This is a genomic window from Pseudoprimorskyibacter insulae (genome assembly GCF_900302505.1).
In the GTDB taxonomy this organism is placed as follows: domain Bacteria; phylum Pseudomonadota; class Alphaproteobacteria; order Rhodobacterales; family Rhodobacteraceae; genus Pseudoprimorskyibacter; species Pseudoprimorskyibacter insulae.
The window spans coordinates 1-19,380 of sequence record NZ_OMOJ01000010.1 but is presented as its reverse complement, the minus strand read 5'-3'; the positions used below and the strand labels follow the sequence as shown (position 1 = coordinate 19,380).

Genomic DNA, 19,380 nt, shown 5'->3' with positions numbered 1-19,380 from the left:
ACCGGCCAGACTAGAAAACACTTGCACGCCACCCACGGTCTGGGCAATAGTCACGAAAAATTGGCGATAAACGTCAAACTCCGTGAACACGCCACAAAGGCAGTCGGGCAATGAGCAAAGACACAAAGACCGCAGATCTCAACTCTGTCATCCGCGACCATTCCGAATGGCTCGCTGGCCAATTGCATTCGCAGCGCGAAAGCCTCTTTCCCCCCGACGCCGAAAAGGCCATGCGCAAATTCACCTCGGGTGAGGCCGCGACCCTGCTGGGCGTGAACGACAGCTACCTGCGCAAACTGCATCTGGATGGCAAAGGCCCCTCGCCCGAAATGACACCGGGCAATCGGCGGCTCTATTCCGTCCATGACATCCAAGAACTGCGCGATCTACTTGAAAAGACGGCCAGAAAACCCGGTGACTACCTGCCCGGACGCCGCGAAGGCGACCATCTGCAAGTCATCGGCGTTATGAACTTCAAGGGCGGCTCGGGCAAGACCACCACCTCGGCCCATCTGGCGCAACGCCTTGCCCTTCTGGGCTACCGGGTTTTGGCGATTGACCTTGACCCCCAGGCGTCGATGACCGCGCTTTACGGCGTGCAGCCCGAGTTTGATCTCGTGGATGGCGGCACGCTTTATGACGCGATCCGCTACGATGATCCCGCGCCCATTTCGGCCGTGATCCGCAAGACCTACCTGCCGAATCTCGACCTGATCCCCGGTAACCTCGAACTGATGGAATTTGAACATGAAACCCCCCGCGCCTTATCCCAAGGCAACGCGGGTCTGTTCTTTTTCCGGGTAAAAGAGGCTCTAACACAGGTTGAATCAGACTATGACGTGGTCATCATCGACTGCCCACCACAGCTTGGCTTCCTGACCATGTCGGCGCTTTCGGCCTCCACCGGCGTGCTGGTCACCATTCACCCCGAAATGCTCGACGTGATGTCCATGTCGCAATTCCTGCGCATGACCGCCGATCTGATGGACGTGATCGCCGAGAGCGGCGCCGACATGAGCCACGACTGGATGCGCTATGTCCTAACCCGGTATGAACCGTCAGACGCACCGCAAAACCGGATCGTTGCCTTCCTGCGCACCATGTACGGCGACAACGTTCTGAATGCCCCAATGCTGAAATCGACCGCCATCTCTGACGCCGGTCTGACCAAGCAAACGCTCTACGAAGTCGAACGCAGCGCCTTCACCCGCACCACCTATGACCGCGCTATCGAGAGCGTGAACGCGGTGAACGATGAAATCGCGGACCTGATCCAAAAGACATGGGGACGGACATGACGACCAGTAAGAAAAAACGTTTGTCCATGCTCGACAGCCTCGCGGCAGCGGGGGCAGGTGGCGCATCGCCCGGTTCGATGATGTCCACCAATCGGGCGCTTCGGTCGGCCCGCGATGCGGTGGATTCCCACCACGTCTGGGAACTGGACCCGCACACCATCCGCGACCTGCGCGTCAAAGACCGGCTAGAGCCGGAAGATGTCGAAGATCTCAAAGCCTCGATTGAACAAACGGGCCAGACCGTCCCGATTTTGGTACGCCGTCACCCGACTGAGGCCGATCAATACCTACTGGTCTATGGCCGCCGCCGTCTTGAGGCGATCAAACTCTCCGAAAAAGTGACCAAGGTCCGTGCCCTTGTGGCCAACTTGGACGAAGACTCCGCCGTCCGCGCCCAAATCTCGGAAAACATGGCCCGGCGCGATCTGTCCTATATTGAAAAGGCCCTATTCGCGCAGGAACTGGTGGCGCAGGGCTTTGGCAATCAATCGCAGGTCGCCGAAGTGCTGACGGTGACAAAATCGGCGATCTCAATGGCGCTGGCCATTGTGGAAATGGTCGGCCCGGACCTGATCCGCGCCATCGGGCCCGCCCATGGCGTTGGCCGCCCCCGGTGGGAAGCTTTGGGCAAAGCGTTGGAGGCAACAGGCGTCGACCCTGACAGCCTGATTGCCGTGGTCGAAAAGGCCTATACCGCAGCGGATCTGGCGCTGGTCGAAGGCAGCGACCAAGATCCGGCGGATGTATCGGTGCAGGCGTTTGAGGCGGTGATGTCCGCCCTGCCCCAGCCCAAGACCGCCTCCCCTGCCCCGTCCAAAGCCAAATCCGCCCCTGCCCGTGCCCTGCATTTGGGCGATGCGCAGGGCGGCACGCTGAAACGCGGCCCCAAAGGGGTGACCATGACATTGAATGACAGCGCCTTTGCCAATTGGTTCGAAGCCAATGCGCAAGAGGTACTGAACGATCTTCACGCCCGCTGGCAGCGCGCGGAAGACTGAGGACGAGCAAACAAATAAAAAGGAGGCATACGCCGACAAAAGAAAAGGCCCCGCAAAGCGACGCTCTACGAGACCCTAACTTGTTTTTAGCATCTTCAAGGTAGTGACCCGAGCGTTTAACCGCAAGTCCAAAGTGATTCGCGGAACCGATTTTTGCGTCATTTTTCTTGTCGTCGATGATCGACCATGACTTACACCCCTATTTCGCCGTTCCGGCGGCCGGTCACTGCTGCGATGTTGTCGCAGCAAACCCATGCGCCTGCGCAATCGCTTCCCTGTGACGTCAACAAATGGGAAGCGCTGAAACTGCTTGCCACCGCCCGCAAAGCCTATGGGCTATCGGACCGCGACATCACGGTGCTTCAGGCACTCATCAGCTTTCACCGTTCGGACACGCTGGGCGATTTGGACGGGCTGATTGTCTATCCCTCAAACAAGACCCTATGCGCCCGACTGAATGGCATGCCCTGCTCGACCATGCGGCGGCATCTGGCCAAACTAATCGACGCCGGTATCCTGATCCGCCGCGATAGCCCCAACGGCAAACGCTACGCCCGCCGGTATGGCACCGAAAAGGTAGCCTTCGGGTTTGACCTGCGCCCGCTGGTCACCCGCTACGCCGAATTCTGCGATGCCGCCGAGGCGGTCCGCGCCGAGGAACAGCGCCTGCAACGGCTGCGTGAAACGGTCAGCCTGATGCGCCGCGATCTGATGGGCTTGGCCGAATTGGGCCGCATCCAAGCGCCCGATCTCGGCCTGTGGGATGCGGTTGACGACCTTGCCCAACTCTCAGCCCGCGCCCTGCGCCGCAAGCCAAACCTCGAAGACCTGACGGAATGGCAAACCCGCCTGACAGACGCCCTGACCCAAGCGCGCGATGCCTTGACCGAAAATTCAGAAGAAATGAGCATCAAGCCTGCGCAAAATGAGCAGCACCATAAGACTCTAAAAAAAGATTTAATTGAATCTGAAGAACGAAAAACAGCAATCGAACCGGCAATCGCCTTCCCTACCCCGCCGAAGGTCTCATTGTCTTTGGTCCTGTCCGCTTGCCAAGACTGCCAAAGTTACGCCGAAACCCCAATCCGTCACTGGCATGAGTTTGTACACCTAGCCAACACTTTGCGACCAATGATGGGCGTAGGAGAAGATGCTTGGGAAATGGCCAAACGCACCATGGGTATTGAGGCTGCATCTGTGGTTTTGATGTCGATTCTGGAACGGATCAGCACAATTCAATCGCCGGGCGGATATTTGCGGCATTTGACAGAGAAGGCAAAAGCGCATCAATTTTCGCTGGAACCCATGGTCATGGCCTTGGTTCGACGAGCTGCCTAAAGTTCACAGCTGTGAATTCGACGGTGGTTCACAGCTGTGAACTTAACTCAATCCCGTAGTCTCATGCCCAAACCAACATACACCGATATCGCCGCCAAAGCCCAAGTAGGCACTGCAACTGTTGAACGTGTCCTGAATGGGCGAGGCGGTGTGCGTGCAGAAACGGTTGAGAAAGTCATCGTGGCCGCGCGGGCTTTGGACTGGCCAGGGAGGATGCCGGAACGACATCGCGGGATCATGCGGCTTGAGGTGGTTTTGGTTCGGCCCGAGACATCGTTTTTTGACCGGCTTGCCCGAGCGTTCAAACGGATTTCGGCAGCGCTCGATTCAAGCGGGTCTGCTGCATTAACCTGGGAACCGCACAATAGGGGCGTGCCTAGTTTCCATCATGCGGCTTCGGGGAAGAGATTGGCGACGAAGATGATTTCATTGGCCACGCAGACTTTGCAGTTCTCGAACTGGCCGTTTCTGACTGTGCGGAAAGTCTCGATCCCTGCGAGGGCCGCTTTGGCGCCGGCCAAAGTTCGGAAGGACCGCATTGGTCGCAGCCGCTGCTTCAACGCGGCGTGATCGCTTTCTATCCGGTTGTTCAGGGACTTCCGATCCACGTGCCGGATCACATCTTCCGGTCAGAGCTGGGCATTGATCTCACCCGGAAACCGATGCCGCTTGAACGGGTTCTGGAGCTGTGCCATCGGCTCCTCCATTATCATGAACACACTGAGCCTGCGGCGGAAGGCTAGTGAATGCTACAGACCCATGCGATGAGCCACGGACAGACGTCAACGTGCCCTACGACGAGGACGATGGTGCTTTGAAACCCTTGCAGGAGTATACGTGGAACGTTGCCCAGACCGATTGGGCAAACAAGTGGCGACAGTGGCGCTGGCGCTTGTGTTCGAGAAGCATAGCGCAGGGGAAGTTTGCTCGCCGAGTGGATACCTGCGCGGCATGTTCGAAAAGGCCGAAGCAGGGGAACTGCAACTCGAGCGCAGCTTTGATGGCAGGCGGCATGAGTTGTTGATCAAATGGGGGTATTGGCATATATTGCCATCAAAGGAGTGCCGATCGATGGTTACGCGCAATGTCGTTCTGACAGAAACTCAGGACCAGCTGGTGCAGGCTTTGGTGGCGTCCGGACGTTACCAGAACGTCAGCGAGGCGATGCGGGCGGGGCTCCGTCTGCTGGAACAGGAAGAAGCTCAGATCGCCGGTATCCGACAGGGCTTGTTCGAGGGATTGACGCAGGCAAAGGCGGGTGAGTTCGCTGAAGGCAACGGAGTGGACGCAATCCGCCGGGCCTTTCGACAAGCGCGCGCAACTTCATGAGCCGATCCCTTCGGCTGACGCGCCGCGCTGAGGCTAGCTTGGTCGAGATTGCCAAATGGACGATCGAACAATTCGGGCTCAAACAGGCTGAACTCTATGAGAATGAGGTGCTCACCCGTTGTCAGACAATCCTGAACGGTCAGGCGCATAGCCGAAGCTGTGCGGTTTTGGTCGATGATGCGGCCGATCTGCGGTTCGTCAGGGCAGGGGAGCATTTCCTGGTTTTCATGGACCGGTCCGACGAGGTCATCATCGTAGATATCATGCATTCTCGCAGTGATTTTCCGCGCCATGTCGCGGCGTTGGCAGCCCTGAAAAGTAAAGAATTATAACCCTGCGGCCTTGGTCAGGTTCACCCGGAATCGGTCGCGGCGGCGCTGGTAGCGGCGGGTCATCTCGGCCGAGGCGTGCCCCAGCTGCTTCTGGACGTAGCGTTCGTCGACTTCCGCCGAGCTGGCGAGACCTGCGCGCAAACTGTGGCCGGAGAACAGCGCCAGGCGCTCTTTCTCGGGCAGGTCGGATCTAATGCTAGCGTCGAGGACCGTGCGCTTGATCAGCCGGGCGACATGCTTGTCGTTCAGCCGTGTTTCCGTGGCGCGTTTGCCGTCCCGCGACGTGCCGACGAAGACTGGACCGAAGTCGATCTTCGCGAAGTGCAGCCATTGTTCCAACGCGCGCACGGGGCAGGTCTGCTCCTTGGAGCCGCGGCCGATCTCGACCTCGCGCCAGCCGGTCTTGGCATTAAGGGTCAACAGCGCGCCTTTCTCGAATATCTCGATCCAGCCGCCGGAATCTGGCGTGTCGTCCTTGTGGACGTCCAGGCTGACGATTTCCGAACGGCGCAAACCACCGGCATAGCCAAGCAGCAGGATTGCGCGATCCCTCAACCCGCGTAGGTCGTAGGATAGGGTGGACACCATCGCGAGGATGTCCTCGGCCAGGATGGCTTCCTTCTGCACCGGTGGACGCGCATGCTTGCGCTTGATCCCGGCCAGCACCGTGGCGATGTGGCGGTTCTTGCGATCGAGGGAAAAGCCCCGCTGTGCGTAGTTCCAGGCAAGACCCGAAAGGCGCCGGTCGATTGTCGAGACCGAAAGGGGTCGGGACGCCGACTGCGAAGGGGAGGGGCCCGATCCGGACGCCAAGTCTGCCAGATAGAGCCCGATCATTTCGGGCGACGGGGGCAGGGGCTCGGTGCCCTTCATCCGGCACCAGCGCGCAAAATGCGCCCAGTCATTCGCGTATGCTTTCAGTGTGTTCTCTGAAGCCGCTGCACGTGCGTAGTCTCGGGCGGTGTCGACCAGTCGATTAAGCGTGCCGGAGCCAGCGACATGAGACGGCAAAGCAATGCCATCGCCTTCCTCTTGATCTCTCTCGTAGACGCGAGCATCATCCACCTCACCAGAGTGCGCTGACGTCGATTTCTCGGTCTCTGAGACCATTTTCCACTGAATCCGGCAATGAAATTCAACTGCTTCCGAGCATATCTCTGCATGTCCGATAATGCAAACTTATTGGACATAGCGGAGCGCCGCAGAGTAGGGCGGTTTATATGTTATTTTCTGGCAGAAAGCGCCGCGCAAGTGTAGTCTTTGGGCATGACATTTGCCCACCCGGATCACACCAGCGACCTCGACACCTTACCCCGGATGCCCGTCTGGGTCACCTCTGCACGCGCTGAAACCCTTGAAAATGTTGCGTTTTTGTCGGGCGCCGCGCTGAACCACCTGCATCTTGTGTTGGGACGCGAGGAAGTGCCCCACGCCTTGTTGCTGGACCGGCTCGCGCTGCGCGCGGCCGAGGCTTGTATCGCGTTCTCTGGGCGGCCGGAGCGGGCAGGGGACCTGCGCGACGCGGTGCACCTGCTGCGACCCGGCGATCTGCCCGGACCGGCGGGCGAAACTAGCCTCGCCTGGCGGCGCGCTGTGGAACGGCCGGTATCGATCAAGGCTCTGGGTCGAGCCTTGCCCAGCTTCGACCTCCGCCAAATTGCCGCGTGGCTTGATGTGGGGAAAGGGGCGCCGGTAACCCGGGCCGCGATGGTGTTGGAGGCGGTACTGCACGAGGTGCCGCGCGCAGATGTAGTAGGACTGATCCTCGCGGATGCGGCCCTCGCTCAAGCCCTCGGCTGGGATCATCTCGTGCCGCTGCTGGCCCCAGCCCTGAAACGCGCCGACCTGCGCAAGCATGGCGTAGACCTGCGTCTCGCCAGTCATCGGGCGCTCGTCTCATCGGCAGTCGAGGCCGTGCGCCTTGCCGCTGACCTCGCGCGCCGAACGACGCATCTGAAATCCGTCGCGCCGAAACTCCGGGCCAAGGGGGCAGGGCAGGCGGTCGAGTTGTTCCTGACCAGCGATGCGGTTGCCCCTTCGGCGCTGCCCTTGCCGGATCGCGCCGCGCGGCGGCTCTGCGATCGGTTGGTCGACCTCGGCGCTGTGCGCGAGCTGACCGGGCGCGACACCTTCCGGCTCTACGGGGTGTGAGCATGGCGAAGGATCGCTCGGAACCTGACCTGGACCTCGAATTGGCCGACCTGCCGCCCGAGCTGCGCTGGCGGGAATGGATGCGCCGGATCGAGGCTGTGCTCTTTGCCTCCGCCTCGCGTGTCCCGCGCCAAGACCTAGCACGCGTGGTGGGGCAGAGGGCTTCGGTCGACCTGCTGGTCGAGGACCTTGCCGCCGATCTGGAAGGGCGGGCCTTCGAGATTGCCCAGGTCGCCGGCGGCTGGATGTTTCGGACGCGGGCGGCCTATGCGCCCGCGATCCGCGCTGCGGCGGATGTCGGGGACCAACTGCTCGATCTGAGCGAGTTCGACGTCGCGGTGCTGGCCGCCATCGCCTATCACCAGCCGATCACCCGCGACGGGCTGAAGGACATCTTTGGCAAGGAGATCAGCCGCGACCTGATCGGCCGACTGCATGCGCGGGACCTGATCGGGACCGGGCCAAAGTCGCCCAGGCGAGGGGCCCCCTATACCTTCGTCACCACCGAGCAGTTCCTGGTCGCTTTTGGGTTGGAGAGTCTGCGCGATCTTCCCGATCGGGAGCAGTTGGAGGATGCGGGGGTTGTGGAGTAGCTGCTTCAAGTCGGCGTCGGCTGACGAACTGGAATCCTCGGCATAGAATTCATCCCGACTTTGCTCTCGCGGATGCTACCTCGGGGCATCATCGTCGGCAGCAACGAATTCCATCGTGAGGACAACGTCAGTCGTGTTGAAATCTGGTCGGTACGGGTTATTGGCGTGAACAAGAAGATTACTGCCAGTCAGCGCATTGGCGAAATCGGGGAGAAGGCGGCTAATCTTCAATTCTTGCGAATTGGGTTCCAATTCGATGGGCGTTCACGGCTGGAAGCAGGGATAGACGGCATCGCTGAGGTGATGGACAATGATCAACCGACGGCGAAGATGATTGCTGTGCAGGTTAAGGCTACCGAGAGCGGCAGCTATGCTGGAGAGACGGATGCCGGGTTCACCTATCGTGTCCGCGCTTCGGACTTTGAGTACTGGCGCGGCTCCAACCTACCCGTAATTCTCGTTCTCTACAGGCAATCGGATGACACGTTCTTCTGGAAGTCACTCGAAAACCTCGTTGGCGAGGCCGAACGCACATTGCAGATCGACAAAGAGCGCGACGTCTTGGACGGACGTGCGAAGGATCGCCTTGCTGCCCTGACCGTCGCCAAGCAAGGACACGGCTACTACGTCCCGCCACTTGGGGGAGGGGAGGAAGCGATCATCAACATGGTGCCATTGCAGCTTCCTGAGGAAATCTTCGTCGCACAGACTCAGCTCTCCACCCAGAAGGCGCTCGCCCGGATGAATAAGGTCCGGGAGGGCCAGCGGTACGATTGGATGATCGATGAAACCTCGCTTTGGACATTCTGCGACCCATTAACCACAACCGTTCGCGACTTGGTCGAACGGGATCAGGTCGAACGGATCGAAACCGATTTTCTGGCGCAACACGACGCCGTAGATCAGCAGCACAAATTTGCGGGCCTGTTGCGACATACTCTGGCGCATGACTTTCGGGACTTGCTTGGGTGGGACCGAAAGAAAAAGCAGTTCTACTTCTTGCCATCACCTGGAGGCGTCGCGCGCAAGTTCCGCTATCTTGGAGCGAAGCAGAAGACGCAGGCCGACGTTGTCAGCGTCTATCAGAAGTCAAAGGGGGAGGGGCCCGTCGACTATGTACGGCACCATTCATTCCACCCTCGGTTCGAGCGCTTGGCGGATAAATGGTACCTGATCGTCAACCCATCCTACTACTTCACTTCAGATGGAGAACGCGCGCTCAACTATCCAGATGCCTTGTTGTCCGGGAAGAAACGCCTCGACACGAACAGCACAGTTCGAGGCCAGGTGATCATGTGGCATCGATTGCTATCGGGTATGGATTTTGAAGATGCCGGCGAACTGCTGACGCCCGACACCAAGACGGATCGCATCATCAAGTTTGGTCTTCCGCCTTCCGTTGAACTGCCAAAGAGTGTGCCCGAGGACGTGTGGGGCGCGAAGGCGCAGAAGTCGAGGAAGCCGTCCGGCTCGAATGAACAAGGCAGCTTAGACCTATGAGCGACTTCAAGACAAAAATCTTCCCTGAGCCTGAACTGGAATTTGGTGACCAACACCATCATCCTGATCCGCGATTAGGGTTGCTACAGGCGGGCCCACTGCAAACAAACCTGGGGGACACCATCAAAGTCGGCGTTGTTGGCAGCGCTCTTACCGTCGAAAAATCAGGCGAATTTCTGGATGCGATCGAAGATGGGTTCGAGGGGAAGACCGAAAAGCACCCGAACCTGCACCCGGACTTTCCCGGGTTGAGAAATCAGAACCCCTATCGGTGCCGGTTCGAAATGGTGGCTGCCGACGTCGGTCTGCTGACGAAAGGTCAGATCGAGAAGATTGCCAAGGAACCGAGCGATGCGCGTGCTGTGGAGATGGCGGTCGATGCAGTTATGGAGCAATTGGAAAAGCTGGAGGCGCATCATGAACGGCCGGACGTGGTCATGGTTTCGCTCCCTGTCAAGCTGATCGAACGAGTCTGGAGGAACGAGCAGGCGCGCGATGACGAGGTCGTAGAGTACGAAGCAGCCGAGGCGAAAGCTGGTAAGGAAACCTCTCCGAACTTCCGCGGCTTGCTCAAGGCCAGAGCGATGAATCTCAGATTCTCAATTGAGATTGTCTGGGAGGATGTCATCAACCCCGATGCCAAGATCCCTCGCAAGATCAAGGAGAACTCTGACCGCCAAACCCAAGATCGAGCTGATCTCGCATGGAACCTTATGACAACGCTCTACTACAAGGGCAGCGGCAAGGTGCCCTGGCGCAGATTGCCGGAAGAAGGCGAGTTCACCGCTTGTTACATTGGCATCAGCTTCTTCAAGGATGCCGACACCGACGAGATATGGACCAGTGCTGCGCAAATGTTCGACGAGCGGGGCAGAGGGTTCATTCTTAGAGGCGGTCCTGCGCAGTTAGAGTCGCGGGGTCGCCACCCGTTCCTCACTATCGATGAGGCTCACAAGCTCACCGAGAGCGCCTTGGCTGCCTACAAGTCGGTCCATAGAACGATGCCGGCACGCGTGATCGTCATGAAGACGTCGCGCTTTCGCGAGGACGAGGCCGAGGGTGTTGGCAAGGCGCTCGACGAGGCAGGTGTGGAACTGCGCGATCTCGTTTGGATTCATGAGAGCTATTCAGTCAAGGTGCTGCGCGACGGTGACTTCCCTGTCCTCCGCGGCACCTTCGTTGAACTGGACGGCAATGGGCTGCTCTATACCAACGGCAGCATTCCCTACTATGGGACCTATCCTGGCCTCTATGTCCCGAACCCCCTGTTGCTCTGTCCGCACCCGCAAAGCGAGAGCACGATCGAACAGATTGCGAAGGAAGTTTTCAGCCTCACGAAGGTGAACTGGAACTCGACCCAGATGAACCAACGCTTGCCGATTCCGATCCGAGCAGCCCGTAAGGTTGGTGACGTGTTGAAATACGTTCCCTTGGGGCAAAGGGTCAGCAGTGACTATCGGAAGTACATTTAGAAGCTGCACACGGAGCACGCCGTCGGCTCCATGGCTGCTGTTAAGAGCATCTGATTGTCGATCCTCGAAGCTCCCGAGTTTCCAGCGGATCTTTTTCGGCAAGTGACTTCTCTGGCGTTTGATGCATAAAAGGATATCATGCGCATCTCTTGATGTAGAAATCTACATCAATCTTGAAGTCTGCTTCAGTGAGTGATATGTTTTTGCACATCATGGGTGAAAAACGAAGCAGCAAGATAGATCATGGGTTACGCAACAGAGCACATAGCAGAGTCGCTCAAAGTCGCGCGGGAACGCAAGGGGCTCTCTCAGCGCGCGCTCAGTGCGAAGGCTGGGGTTCCACAGAGCCACATCTCCAAGATCGAGAACGGGGCGGTCGATCTGCGTCTGTCCAGTCTGGTCGAGCTTGCACGTGTACTTGATCTGGAATTGACTCTAGTCCCGCGCAAGAAGCTGCCTGCCGTTCGGGCGATCATTCGCGGTGATGACGATGGTCACCTTGACGTTCAGAGCGCGCGTAAGGCGACGAACCTATTGCAGCGCCTTGATGACCAGATAGCAGCGCTTCCCAGTGAAACGCTCTCTGAGATTGTCGTTCAGGAATTGCAGCGCCGGGCGCGCGAATTGATGCACTTCAAGCTTTCAGCCGATGACCTTGTTCAGTTGCAAGAAGCGTCTGCTGCCATGCAGGAGTTTCTGAGCGATCCGCGCAACTTGGAAGCGGTCGAGCAGGCGCAGAGCCAGTTGCGCATGTTGCGCAACGCACTCGCCCATGGCGCGGGTATATCTGCACCATCCTTGCCGCGTCCGGCCTATCGTCTGGACGGTGACGATCGTGGCTGATGTCAGTGTCCTTGAAGTCCTGCTCTACGGAGAGCCGATAGGTACGCTGACGCGGGTCAGCGGTGATACCTCGCTCTTTGCTTTCTCTGAAGGCTATGCCGCCGATACGGGCAGGCCGGTTCTGAGCCTCGGCTTCAAGAATGAGCTTGGGGAACTAACCACTGATTTCGGTACGCAGAACATGCACCTGCTGCCCTTCTTCTCAAATCTTCTGCCCGAAGGTCACATGCGGGACTATCTCGCCGAGCGCGCGGGCGTGAAGCCCGTCCGTGAATTTTTTCTGCTCTGGGTTCTCGGCGAGGACCTTCCCGGTGCGATCACTGTTCGGCCCGCCGATGGTGAGGCGTGGCCCCCCGACGCTGATGATGGTGAAGATCATCACGATGATCATCGAGATCAGGCGCTGAGGTTCTCGCTGGCAGGCGTTCAGTTGAAGTTCTCGGCTTTGGGAGACAAACAAGGCGGTCTTGCGATTCCGGCCAAGGGGGTCGGCGGGTCCTGGATCGTCAAGTTACCAGCGCAAGGCTTCGATGCTGTCCCCGAGAATGAATTCTCGATGATGACGCTCGCGCGTCTCTGCGGCATGGACGTTCCGCCTATCAGGTTGATCGATGTTGCCGAGATCGGCAATCTGCCAGAAGGCATGGACAAGGTCAGCGGTCAGGCGCTGGCTGTCGAAAGATTTGACCGTCTGAGTGATGGCAGTGCCGTCCACATTGAAGACTTCGCGCAGGTCTTTCGCGTTTATCCCAAGGACAAGTACGAGAAGGCAAGCCAGCGCAACATCGCACAGGTACTGGCCGCTGAATGCGGAGAGGCCGACATCGCAGAGTTTATCCGGCGGCTGACTTTCAATGTGCTGATCGGCAATGCCGACATGCACCTCAAGAACTGGTCGCTGATCTATCCGGATCGAAGGCAGGCGGCGCTCGCGCCGTGCTACGATTTTGTCTCGACTATTGCCTACATAGACGACGACAAGGCGGCGCTCACCTTTAGCCGCACCAAGAAGTTCTCCGGGTTCTCGCAGGACGAGCTGTCGCACCTGGCTGCAAACGCCGGTCTATCCGAGAAGCTGGTTCTGGGAACCGCACGCGAGACTGTCGCGCGCTTCCATGAGCACTGGCAGGCCGAAAAGGGAAACCTGCCGCTGACCGCGGATGCGATCAAGGCGATTGAAGCCCATTTGCACACAGTGCCGATAGCGTAGGGGATTGACAGAATGGCAGAGAGTTTTTCGAACCGGCACGGCTACCGCAGCGCAGCCGCGGAGATAACCGTTCACGAGGACGCGCCCGAAAACCTGCGCTATGCGATCCCGCTGATTGGGCAGGACATCGGCATGAGCCCGTCCGTCATGCGCCGGATCATCTGTCAGGTGTTGCTCGTCCCGCCTGACCGGAACAACTGGTCGGAGCACCCCAACATCTGGGAAGAGGTCGTCGGGCTTGTTGCCGACTGTCCTTGGTACAAGGTCTATGACATTGCTGAAGCGTTCCATACGGCACTCGCGCAAGGGTTCAACGACAATGCAAGCAGGTTCGATGACCGGCTGAATCAGTTTTTTGTCGAAAATGGCATCGGCTGGCATATGAACGACGGCCAGATAGTCTATCGCGGCTCCGAAGCATTTACCGGCGCGACACAAGAGGCCGTCGAAATCCTCGAACAAACCGGGCGCAGTGCCGCCGCACGCGAGATCCACGAAGCGCTGCGCGATATTTCTCGGCGGCCGGAGCCGGATGAGACCGGGGCAATCCAGCATGCCTGCGCTGCGATGGAAGCGACCGCGCGGGATCTGGCCGGCGATTCCAAAGCAACATTCGGCCAGCTTGTAAAGCGATTGGACCTTCCAAAACCTCTTGATACCGCAACCGAGAAACTGTGGGGCTATGCGTCCAATAATGCTCGTCACGGGTTGGAAGGACAGCAGGTTGATACGCCAGAGGCCGAGCTGGTTGTCAGTGTAGCCTGCGCGGTCTGCACCTATTTGGCCAAACGCGCGGTGATATAGTCGGCCCGAACAGTCTGATGAAGTGACTGGGATTTCAGAGATACTGGAGCAACGTAGAAGGCCGACACTTAATTCACAGGACCGGTTCAAAATCAGTGCGATCTCAGGCTGAAAAGACCTTCTAGGTTCTCCGGCGGTGATTTGAGCTCAGAAGCTTCTCCAAATTGATGAAGATCCGTAGGTAGAAGATGCCCATCGAACAGACTAAACTCACCTCCTTGTCTGCGACCAATCTGACGATTCTAAAATCGCCCGACATTTCGCCGCATAGACCGGGTCGATCTGACCGGCGAACGCGATAAGGCCCAACAGATGTTGGCGGAGGCCTTCAACGGAGGCGAATCCGCGCCGCGCTGCATGTTGGACCGGCCCCTGATCGGGAGCGCTTATGTGATACAGGTGCTTTCGAAGCCGCGAGCGGAAATCGCGTGTCAGCTTCGGCGTGTCTCCGTCCACCAAAAGGCCGAGCACGACTTTCCGTGCTCCCGGAGAAACAATCGTCGTCTTGGATTGGTTCGGCGCCAGTCCTCGAGCAGCCAGGGTCTCATACACTCGCCCTAACAGATCATGTGCGCGGGATCTTCTGTCATGGTCACGTTATTCGTGAGACTCACGATTGATTTTCTTGTTTGATTTCAGCGGTGGTTTGGTAAGGTTAACTTTGAGATGGTAAGGTCATTAATGAGATGGTAACTTTAACCGTGAGACGGTTTTCATTGTGGATAACTTTAGATTTTGACCGAAGAAGCAGGTGGTAAAGCGCTGGAAAGGGCAGAGGTGCTAAGACCACTGTTGTCACCGCTTGCTCAAGGCCAAAGTATCGGGCGGGCGGTGGATGCGGCGGCGGCTCAGTTGGACATTTCACGGAGTACAGCTTGGCGTATTTTGAGCAAGTTGCGCGAGAACGATGGCCGGGCAAGTTCGCTCCTTCCCAAACGCAGCGGCCCCAAGCCTGGCTCCCTCCGTCTACCAGCGCAAGTTGAAAGCATGATCGCCCGGGTCTTACGTGAACGATATCTGGTTCCTGAACGCCCGAGCTTTCGCAGGATTGTGGGCGAGATCCGTGCCGAGTGCGTTGCCAGAGGTTTTCAACCGCCAGCACGGCAAACGATCAAGGCTCGCCTTGATGCCATGGATCAGCGCGAGGTGTTGCGGAAGCGGAAAGGGGCGAAGGCCGCAAAACAAGTTTTCGAAGCGAGGGCAGGGAGGTTGGAGGTGGAACGGCCACTGGAAGTCGTCCAGATCGATCACACGTTGGCGGATATTATTCTAGTTGATCAGGTTGAGCGCAATCCTCTGGCACGGCCTTGGCTGACACTCGCGATCGACGTCGCGACCCGTGTGGTCCTGGGTGCCTATGTCACTTTCGACGCGCCGTCCGTCTTGTCCATTTGCCTTTGCCTTGACCACTGTGTGCAGCCGAAGTCCATCCGGACACCGAGTTCGCTTGAGCAACTCTATTGGCCGACAGCCGGTATTCCACAGGCCATCCATGTCGATAACGGGCGGGATTTTCGCAGTGACGCCTTCCGATCGGCCTGCGCGGAGTGGGGGATCGCGATCAAATACCGGCCGCCGGGCCGGGTTCATTTTGGCGGACATATCGAGCGGTTGATCGGCACGACGATGGGTGCCGTGCATGTACTACCCGGAACGACGCAATCCTCGCCAAAAGACAAGGGTGAGTATGACAGCGCTGCCAGGGCCTCAATGACGTTGGACGAGTTCGAGGACTGGCTGCAGCTGGAGATTTGTCGGTATCATAATACACGCCACAGCGGATTGAAGCGGACCCCGCTGGCCGCCTGGGCCGATCTTGGGGGCGACGATGCCGGCCGGCAGGTCGTGGATACAGATGCCTTCCGGATCAGTTTCCTTCCTTCCGAACGCCGCCAACTTGGCAGGACCGGGATCAACCTGTTTTCCATCGGTTATTGGAGCGACGCCTTCGCGCCCATGATCGGTCGCGGGGCGGGGAAGGTTACGGTCAAGTACGACCCGCGAGATATGTCCCGGATATGGGTAGTCACCGACGATGGTCGAACAATTGCCGCGCGCTACAAGGATCTTTCTCGCCCCAAAGTTTCCCTTTGGGAGTCGAGGCGCGCCAGTGCAATTTTCCATGAGCGTCACGGCGGCAGGATATCGGAGGCAATTCTTTTCGGGATTATCGACGAACAACGTCGTATCGCCAATGCGGCGCGGCAACGAACGCTTGCGACGCGCCTGGACGAAGAACGAAAAGCGCGCCTGCCAAACGACAAACCGAAGCGTGATCCGTCCCGCGAGATGTTTGCTATTGATACCAGTAACCCCAATCTCCCAACTTACCCGATAGATGATTTTGATGGACCTCGACGAAAGACTTGATCTCATTCGCAGTGATCGTTGGATCGCCTTTGATCGCGCAACCATTGTTCTCAACAGATTGATATCCCTGATGGAAATGCCTCGGCAGTCCAGAATGCCGGGCCTCATGGTTTATGGCAGCTCTGGCATCGGCAAGACCATGATCGCCAAGCGGATGGAAAGCCTCTACCCGAGCAACTATCGCTCAGACCTTGGGGTGACGCGAACGCCGATCCTTCTGTTGCAAGCGCCACCCGCACCGGACGAACGGCGGTTCTATCAACACATCCTGGCGTCGATCGGCGCACCGATGTGGGGCCGTCACACAATCTCCGAACTGGAGGTGCGGGCTCTCAGCCATTTGCGCGGAATGGACTTGAAGATGATCATGATCGACGAGGTCCATAATCTCCTTGCCGGAAGCTATCGGGAGCAACGCCGGTTCTTGAACATGCTGCGCTTCCTTTCCAATGATCTGTGCGCATCGCTTGTCGTCTTTGGTGTCAATGAAGCTGCTGAGGCGGTTCGCGGTGACGAGCAACTTGCGCGCCGGCTGGACGAACATTTTCTGCCACTCTGGGATGACGATGTTGAGTTTTCCCGTCTGGTCCAGACACTGATCGCCGCCATGCAATTGGAGCGCGGATCTGGTCTGTGTGTTCAGTCTCTACGTACCATTCTCGGTATTACCGGCGGCGTCACATCGCGCGTGTTCACGATGATCTAGGCACTAGCCATCGATGCCATTGAAACCGGCGAAGAGAGGATCACTGACGAAGCCGTCCAATCCTGGCAGCCAATCTGGGCCAAGCACAGCTGGACCGTTCGGAACCAACCACAACCGGCATTTTAGTGACCCGCAATCCTCTGCCAAGGCGTCCGGCACCTTTTCGGGACGAACTGCTGTCCAGCTGGATCGCTCGCCTGGCAGAGGCCAACTATTGTTCGGTCCCAGAGCTCCGCCGATATCTGGGCCTTGCACAAGAACGTCCGCCGGAAACGCAATCAGATTTGGCTGGCGTAGACATCGGCGGGTTCTGTGCAACGATACGTCTCCCGCTCGAGGAGCTCGACAGCATGTTGATCCAGAGACGGGCTAATTTCCCGATCGAGTGCATTTCGTGGTCGGATTTTCAGAACTGCCCGACATGCACAGGCAAACAGCCTGGGATATCGCTGCGCCATTGGCGCTTCGCATGGTCGTTGCGATGCAAAGTCTGCGGGTCTGAGTTGGTGCCTTTGCATGGTAATCGCGAGGGGCTTGCGCAACTGCCCAGCCGGCTTCGCCACCGTGCACAAGAAGGGGCAGTGCGTCTAAGGACTGTCTACCGACATGGGAATGTCCACTCGGGTCGACGGATGGACCTGACGTTGCAAGTCGCTGCTGTGCTCGCGCCGGAACTCCGTCACGGTGCGCTCTTTTCCCTGAACCAAATAGATCGCTTCAAAGCCCTCGCCGTCATCAATCTCGGAATGACCCGCCCTTTGCTCGCAACCGCGTTGACGATGAAGAGCGACCGGGTTGGCGAGACCAAGCTTCGGATTGCCTTCCCGCACAAGGGGAAACTGGTGGATCGTCTTGCGCGACTTGCTGAAAGCTTACCAAGTCAGAGGTCTCGAGAGGTTGGGGCCCCCAAGAACCAATCACGGACGAACAGCACAGGTATGACCCATTCACCACGACAGGAATATCTTCAGGCGGCACGGAGAGCGATTGATCAGCTTGGAGAAAACGCGGAGCGGTCCGATTTGCTCAATTGCGCGGTGAAGTTCTTCGAAAGCGCATCCCAATCCAATGTGGATATCTCATGAATAGCCTTACCAAATATCGAAAATGAAGGGCCACTTCGAAAGAGTCTCAAGAATAACGTGACCATGACAGGCGATGTTCGTCGGAGACCCCCCGATGTACTTCTCGAAAGACCCCATATCCTCCAGCCGACCGCCAATTTGCGCCCCATACAAATCAACGCCAGCCCGGCCAATCGTCACTACATCAAGGGTTTTGTCAGTCATGGGTTAAAAATCTGTATTTGCGTGGAAGGGTTGTAGAGGTTGAATTCTACCGCGAAATTTGGGGGTTACCAAATTTGCACAAGGTTGATTATGTCTTTTAGGCTATTTCACGGTCCCTCCAATTCAATCAACAGATCTTTGGCTTCGATCTGTGCGCCGTGCGTGACGTGGATCGATTTGACGGTCGCGTCGCGGTCGGCGGACAGGCCGGTCTCCATCTTCATCGCTTCGATGGTCAGCAGCAGATCGCCTTTGTGCACCTGCTGGCCGACCTGCACCGCAACCGAGGCGACGACGCCCGGCATCGGCGCGCCGATGTGGTCGGCATTACCGGTCTGCGCCTTGGGGCGCGCGGCGGTGGCGGATTTGACCATGCGGTTCGGCACTCGCACGGTGCGCGGCTGGCCGTTCAGTTCAAAGAACACCTTCACATCGCCCGCTTCGTCAGTCTCACCCACGGCTTGCAGGCGGATCTCCAGCTTTTTGCCGGGGTCGATTTCGGCGCTGATCTCGTCGCCGGGCTCCATGCCATAGAAGAAGACTGGCGTCGGCAGGGTGCGGACGGGGCCGTAGTCGCGGTGGCGGCCTATGTAATCAAGGAAGACCTTGGGATACATCAGATAGCCGTTCAGATCCTCGTCATCGACGGCCAGACCATCCAGCTTTTCCGAAAGCTCGGCGCGGGTGTCTTCGATATCGACCGGGGCCGCCAAGGATCCGGGGCGCACGGTGAAGGCCTTGTCACCCTTCATGATCTTGGACTGAATGGCCTTGGGCCAGCCGCCCGGCGGTTGGCCTAGGTTGCCCTTCATCATGTCGATCACCGAATCCGGGAAGCTGACATCGACCTTGGGGTCTTCGACCTCGGACCGGGTCAGGTTCTGGCTGACCATCATCAGGGCCATATCGCCCACAACCTTCGACGAGGGCGTCACCTTGACGATATCGCCGAACATCATGTTCACGTCAGCATAGGCCTGCGCGACCTCGTGCCAGCGTTCTTCAAGGCCCATCGAACGGGCCTGCGCCTTGAGGTTGGTGAACTGGCCGCCGGGCATTTCGTGCAGGTACACCTCGGACGCGGGGGCCTGAAGGCTCGACTCGAACGCAGCATATTGGCCGCGCACCGCTTCCCAATAGTTCGAGA

General features: G+C 58.3%; 19 protein-coding genes and 3 pseudogenes. 18 read left to right on the top strand and 4 right to left on the bottom strand.

From position 1 onward, the window contains the following. The first annotated feature begins 110 nt into the window (after positions 1 to 110). From repA to PRI8871_RS20150, 4 genes and pseudogenes are all read left to right on the top strand, one after another. Positions 111 to 1,298, top strand: coding sequence for a plasmid partitioning protein RepA (gene repA / locus PRI8871_RS16320; RefSeq protein ID WP_108887268.1), 1,188 nt, complete (start codon positions 111 to 113; stop codon positions 1,296 to 1,298). After that, a complete protein-coding gene (gene repB, locus PRI8871_RS16315) occupies positions 1,295 to 2,296 on the top strand; it encodes a plasmid partitioning protein RepB (protein ID WP_108887267.1) in 1,002 nt (333 codons plus the stop codon). Before repA ends, repB begins: the two co-directional genes overlap by 4 nt. 186 nt (positions 2,297 to 2,482) lie before the next feature. Beyond that, a complete protein-coding gene (gene repC / locus PRI8871_RS16310; RefSeq protein WP_108887266.1) occupies positions 2,483 to 3,634 on the top strand; it encodes a plasmid replication protein RepC in 1,152 nt (383 codons plus the stop codon). A gap of 63 nt (positions 3,635 to 3,697) precedes the next feature. Next, a pseudogene (locus PRI8871_RS20150) lies at positions 3,698 to 3,823 on the top strand (LacI family DNA-binding transcriptional regulator); the annotation flags it as partial. A 197-nt stretch (positions 3,824 to 4,020) separates the two neighbouring features. On the opposite strand, the gene PRI8871_RS20030 reads toward PRI8871_RS20150, so the two are convergent. Next, positions 4,021 to 4,254, bottom strand: coding sequence for a DDE-type integrase/transposase/recombinase (locus tag PRI8871_RS20030; protein ID WP_245897910.1), 234 nt, complete (start codon positions 4,252 to 4,254; stop codon positions 4,021 to 4,023). Positions 4,255 to 4,471: 217 nt separating this feature from the next. On the opposite strand from PRI8871_RS20030, the pseudogene PRI8871_RS20200 reads away from it, so the two are divergent. The 3 genes and pseudogenes from PRI8871_RS20200 to PRI8871_RS16290 form a co-directional block, all read left to right on the top strand. Next, positions 4,472 to 4,585 (top strand): annotated as a pseudogene (locus tag PRI8871_RS20200) (hypothetical protein); the annotation flags it as partial. 120 nt (positions 4,586 to 4,705) lie between these two features. After that, positions 4,706 to 4,963: a type II toxin-antitoxin system ParD family antitoxin gene (locus PRI8871_RS16295; RefSeq protein WP_108887329.1), complete on the top strand. Its 258-nt coding sequence runs from the start codon at positions 4,706 to 4,708 to the stop codon at positions 4,961 to 4,963. Then, positions 4,960 to 5,295, top strand: coding sequence for a type II toxin-antitoxin system RelE/ParE family toxin (locus PRI8871_RS16290; RefSeq protein WP_108887264.1), 336 nt, complete (start codon positions 4,960 to 4,962; stop codon positions 5,293 to 5,295). Before PRI8871_RS16295 ends, PRI8871_RS16290 begins: the two co-directional genes overlap by 4 nt. Here PRI8871_RS16290 and PRI8871_RS16285 read toward each other — a convergent pair. Then, positions 5,290 to 6,405, bottom strand: a complete 1,116-nt coding sequence (locus tag PRI8871_RS16285) for a tyrosine-type recombinase/integrase (protein ID WP_108887263.1) — start codon at positions 6,403 to 6,405, stop codon at positions 5,290 to 5,292. The genes PRI8871_RS16290 and PRI8871_RS16285 overlap by 6 nt on opposite strands. Positions 6,406 to 6,561: 156 nt before the next feature. On the opposite strand from PRI8871_RS16285, the gene PRI8871_RS16280 reads away from it, so the two are divergent. The 11 genes and pseudogenes from PRI8871_RS16280 (at position 6,562) to PRI8871_RS20020 (ending at position 18,029) form a co-directional block, all read left to right on the top strand. Next, on the top strand, positions 6,562 to 7,446 hold the full coding sequence (locus PRI8871_RS16280) for a DUF1403 family protein (protein ID WP_108887262.1): 885 nt from the start codon (positions 6,562 to 6,564) through the stop codon (positions 7,444 to 7,446). A gap of 2 nt (positions 7,447 to 7,448) precedes the next feature. Beyond that, complete coding sequence (gene scpB / locus PRI8871_RS16275) at positions 7,449 to 8,039, top strand: SMC-Scp complex subunit ScpB (RefSeq protein WP_108887261.1); 591 nt, start codon at positions 7,449 to 7,451, stop codon at positions 8,037 to 8,039. Between the two features lie 72 nt (positions 8,040 to 8,111). Next, complete coding sequence (locus tag PRI8871_RS16270) at positions 8,112 to 9,539, top strand: DUF4365 domain-containing protein (protein WP_245897908.1); 1,428 nt, start codon at positions 8,112 to 8,114, stop codon at positions 9,537 to 9,539. Further along, a complete protein-coding gene (locus PRI8871_RS16265) occupies positions 9,536 to 11,011 on the top strand; it encodes an argonaute/piwi family protein (protein ID WP_108887260.1) in 1,476 nt (491 codons plus the stop codon). Before PRI8871_RS16270 ends, PRI8871_RS16265 begins: the two co-directional genes overlap by 4 nt. 243 nt (positions 11,012 to 11,254) lie before the next feature. Further along, the gene (locus PRI8871_RS16260) at positions 11,255 to 11,854 is read left to right on the top strand and encodes a helix-turn-helix domain-containing protein (RefSeq protein WP_108887259.1); all 600 of its coding nucleotides are present in this window, start codon (positions 11,255 to 11,257) and stop codon (positions 11,852 to 11,854) included. Then, positions 11,847 to 13,064 carry a type II toxin-antitoxin system HipA family toxin gene (locus PRI8871_RS16255; RefSeq protein ID WP_219929035.1) on the top strand — a complete coding sequence of 406 codons (1,218 nt, stop codon included), beginning with the start codon at positions 11,847 to 11,849 and terminating at the stop codon, positions 13,062 to 13,064. Before PRI8871_RS16260 ends, PRI8871_RS16255 begins: the two co-directional genes overlap by 8 nt. A 12-nt stretch (positions 13,065 to 13,076) precedes the next feature. Beyond that, the gene (locus tag PRI8871_RS16250; protein WP_108887258.1) at positions 13,077 to 13,868 is read left to right on the top strand and encodes an AbiJ-NTD4 domain-containing protein; all 792 of its coding nucleotides are present in this window, start codon (positions 13,077 to 13,079) and stop codon (positions 13,866 to 13,868) included. A 735-nt stretch (positions 13,869 to 14,603) separates the two neighbouring features. Beyond that, complete coding sequence (locus tag PRI8871_RS16240; protein ID WP_108887256.1) at positions 14,604 to 16,238, top strand: TnsB C-terminal domain-containing protein; 1,635 nt, start codon at positions 14,604 to 14,606, stop codon at positions 16,236 to 16,238. Beyond that, positions 16,216 to 16,944 carry a TniB family NTP-binding protein gene (locus PRI8871_RS16235; protein WP_245897906.1) on the top strand — a complete coding sequence of 243 codons (729 nt, stop codon included), beginning with the start codon at positions 16,216 to 16,218 and terminating at the stop codon, positions 16,942 to 16,944. The genes PRI8871_RS16240 and PRI8871_RS16235 overlap by 23 nt, the downstream gene beginning before the upstream one ends. Positions 16,945 to 17,069: 125 nt before the next feature. Further along, a pseudogene (locus tag PRI8871_RS20240) lies at positions 17,070 to 17,420 on the top strand (TniQ family protein); the annotation flags it as partial. A gap of 156 nt (positions 17,421 to 17,576) precedes the next feature. Further along, on the top strand, positions 17,577 to 18,029 hold the full coding sequence (locus tag PRI8871_RS20020) for a hypothetical protein (RefSeq protein WP_245897904.1): 453 nt from the start codon (positions 17,577 to 17,579) through the stop codon (positions 18,027 to 18,029). Between the two features lie 6 nt (positions 18,030 to 18,035). Here PRI8871_RS20020 and PRI8871_RS16225 read toward each other — a convergent pair whose 3' ends face one another. Next, positions 18,036 to 18,233 carry a hypothetical protein gene (locus tag PRI8871_RS16225; protein ID WP_108887254.1) on the bottom strand — a complete coding sequence of 66 codons (198 nt, stop codon included), beginning with the start codon at positions 18,231 to 18,233 and terminating at the stop codon, positions 18,036 to 18,038. Positions 18,234 to 18,340: 107 nt separating this feature from the next. Next, positions 18,341 to 19,380 (bottom strand): biotin/lipoyl-containing protein (locus PRI8871_RS16220; protein WP_146188701.1); only part of this gene is annotated, 1,040 nt, incomplete at its 5' end.

What these genes read in the sequence shown, in the direction of transcription:
- PRI8871_RS16295 (WP_108887329.1), top strand. Translation starts at nt 4,706, where the DNA reads ATGGTTACGCGCAATGTCGTTCTGACAGAAACTCAGGACCAGCTGGTG.
- repA (WP_108887268.1), top strand. Translation starts at nt 111, where the DNA reads ATGAGCAAAGACACAAAGACCGCAGATCTCAACTCTGTCATCCGCGAC.
- repC (WP_108887266.1), top strand. Translation starts at nt 2,483, where the DNA reads ATGACTTACACCCCTATTTCGCCGTTCCGGCGGCCGGTCACTGCTGCG.
- PRI8871_RS16270 (WP_245897908.1), top strand. Translation starts at nt 8,112, where the DNA reads ATGCTACCTCGGGGCATCATCGTCGGCAGCAACGAATTCCATCGTGAG.
- PRI8871_RS16285 (WP_108887263.1), bottom strand. Translation starts at nt 6,405, where the DNA reads ATGGTCTCAGAGACCGAGAAATCGACGTCAGCGCACTCTGGTGAGGTG.
- scpB (WP_108887261.1), top strand. Translation starts at nt 7,449, where the DNA reads ATGGCGAAGGATCGCTCGGAACCTGACCTGGACCTCGAATTGGCCGAC.
- PRI8871_RS16280 (WP_108887262.1), top strand. Translation starts at nt 6,562, where the DNA reads ATGACATTTGCCCACCCGGATCACACCAGCGACCTCGACACCTTACCC.
- PRI8871_RS16260 (WP_108887259.1), top strand. Translation starts at nt 11,255, where the DNA reads ATGGGTTACGCAACAGAGCACATAGCAGAGTCGCTCAAAGTCGCGCGG.
- PRI8871_RS16250 (WP_108887258.1), top strand. Translation starts at nt 13,077, where the DNA reads ATGGCAGAGAGTTTTTCGAACCGGCACGGCTACCGCAGCGCAGCCGCG.
- PRI8871_RS16235 (WP_245897906.1), top strand. Translation starts at nt 16,216, where the DNA reads ATGGACCTCGACGAAAGACTTGATCTCATTCGCAGTGATCGTTGGATC.
- repB (WP_108887267.1), top strand. Translation starts at nt 1,295, where the DNA reads ATGACGACCAGTAAGAAAAAACGTTTGTCCATGCTCGACAGCCTCGCG.
- PRI8871_RS20020 (WP_245897904.1), top strand. Translation starts at nt 17,577, where the DNA reads ATGGACCTGACGTTGCAAGTCGCTGCTGTGCTCGCGCCGGAACTCCGT.
- PRI8871_RS16290 (WP_108887264.1), top strand. Translation starts at nt 4,960, where the DNA reads ATGAGCCGATCCCTTCGGCTGACGCGCCGCGCTGAGGCTAGCTTGGTC.
- PRI8871_RS16225 (WP_108887254.1), bottom strand. Translation starts at nt 18,233, where the DNA reads ATGACTGACAAAACCCTTGATGTAGTGACGATTGGCCGGGCTGGCGTT.
- PRI8871_RS16265 (WP_108887260.1), top strand. Translation starts at nt 9,536, where the DNA reads ATGAGCGACTTCAAGACAAAAATCTTCCCTGAGCCTGAACTGGAATTT.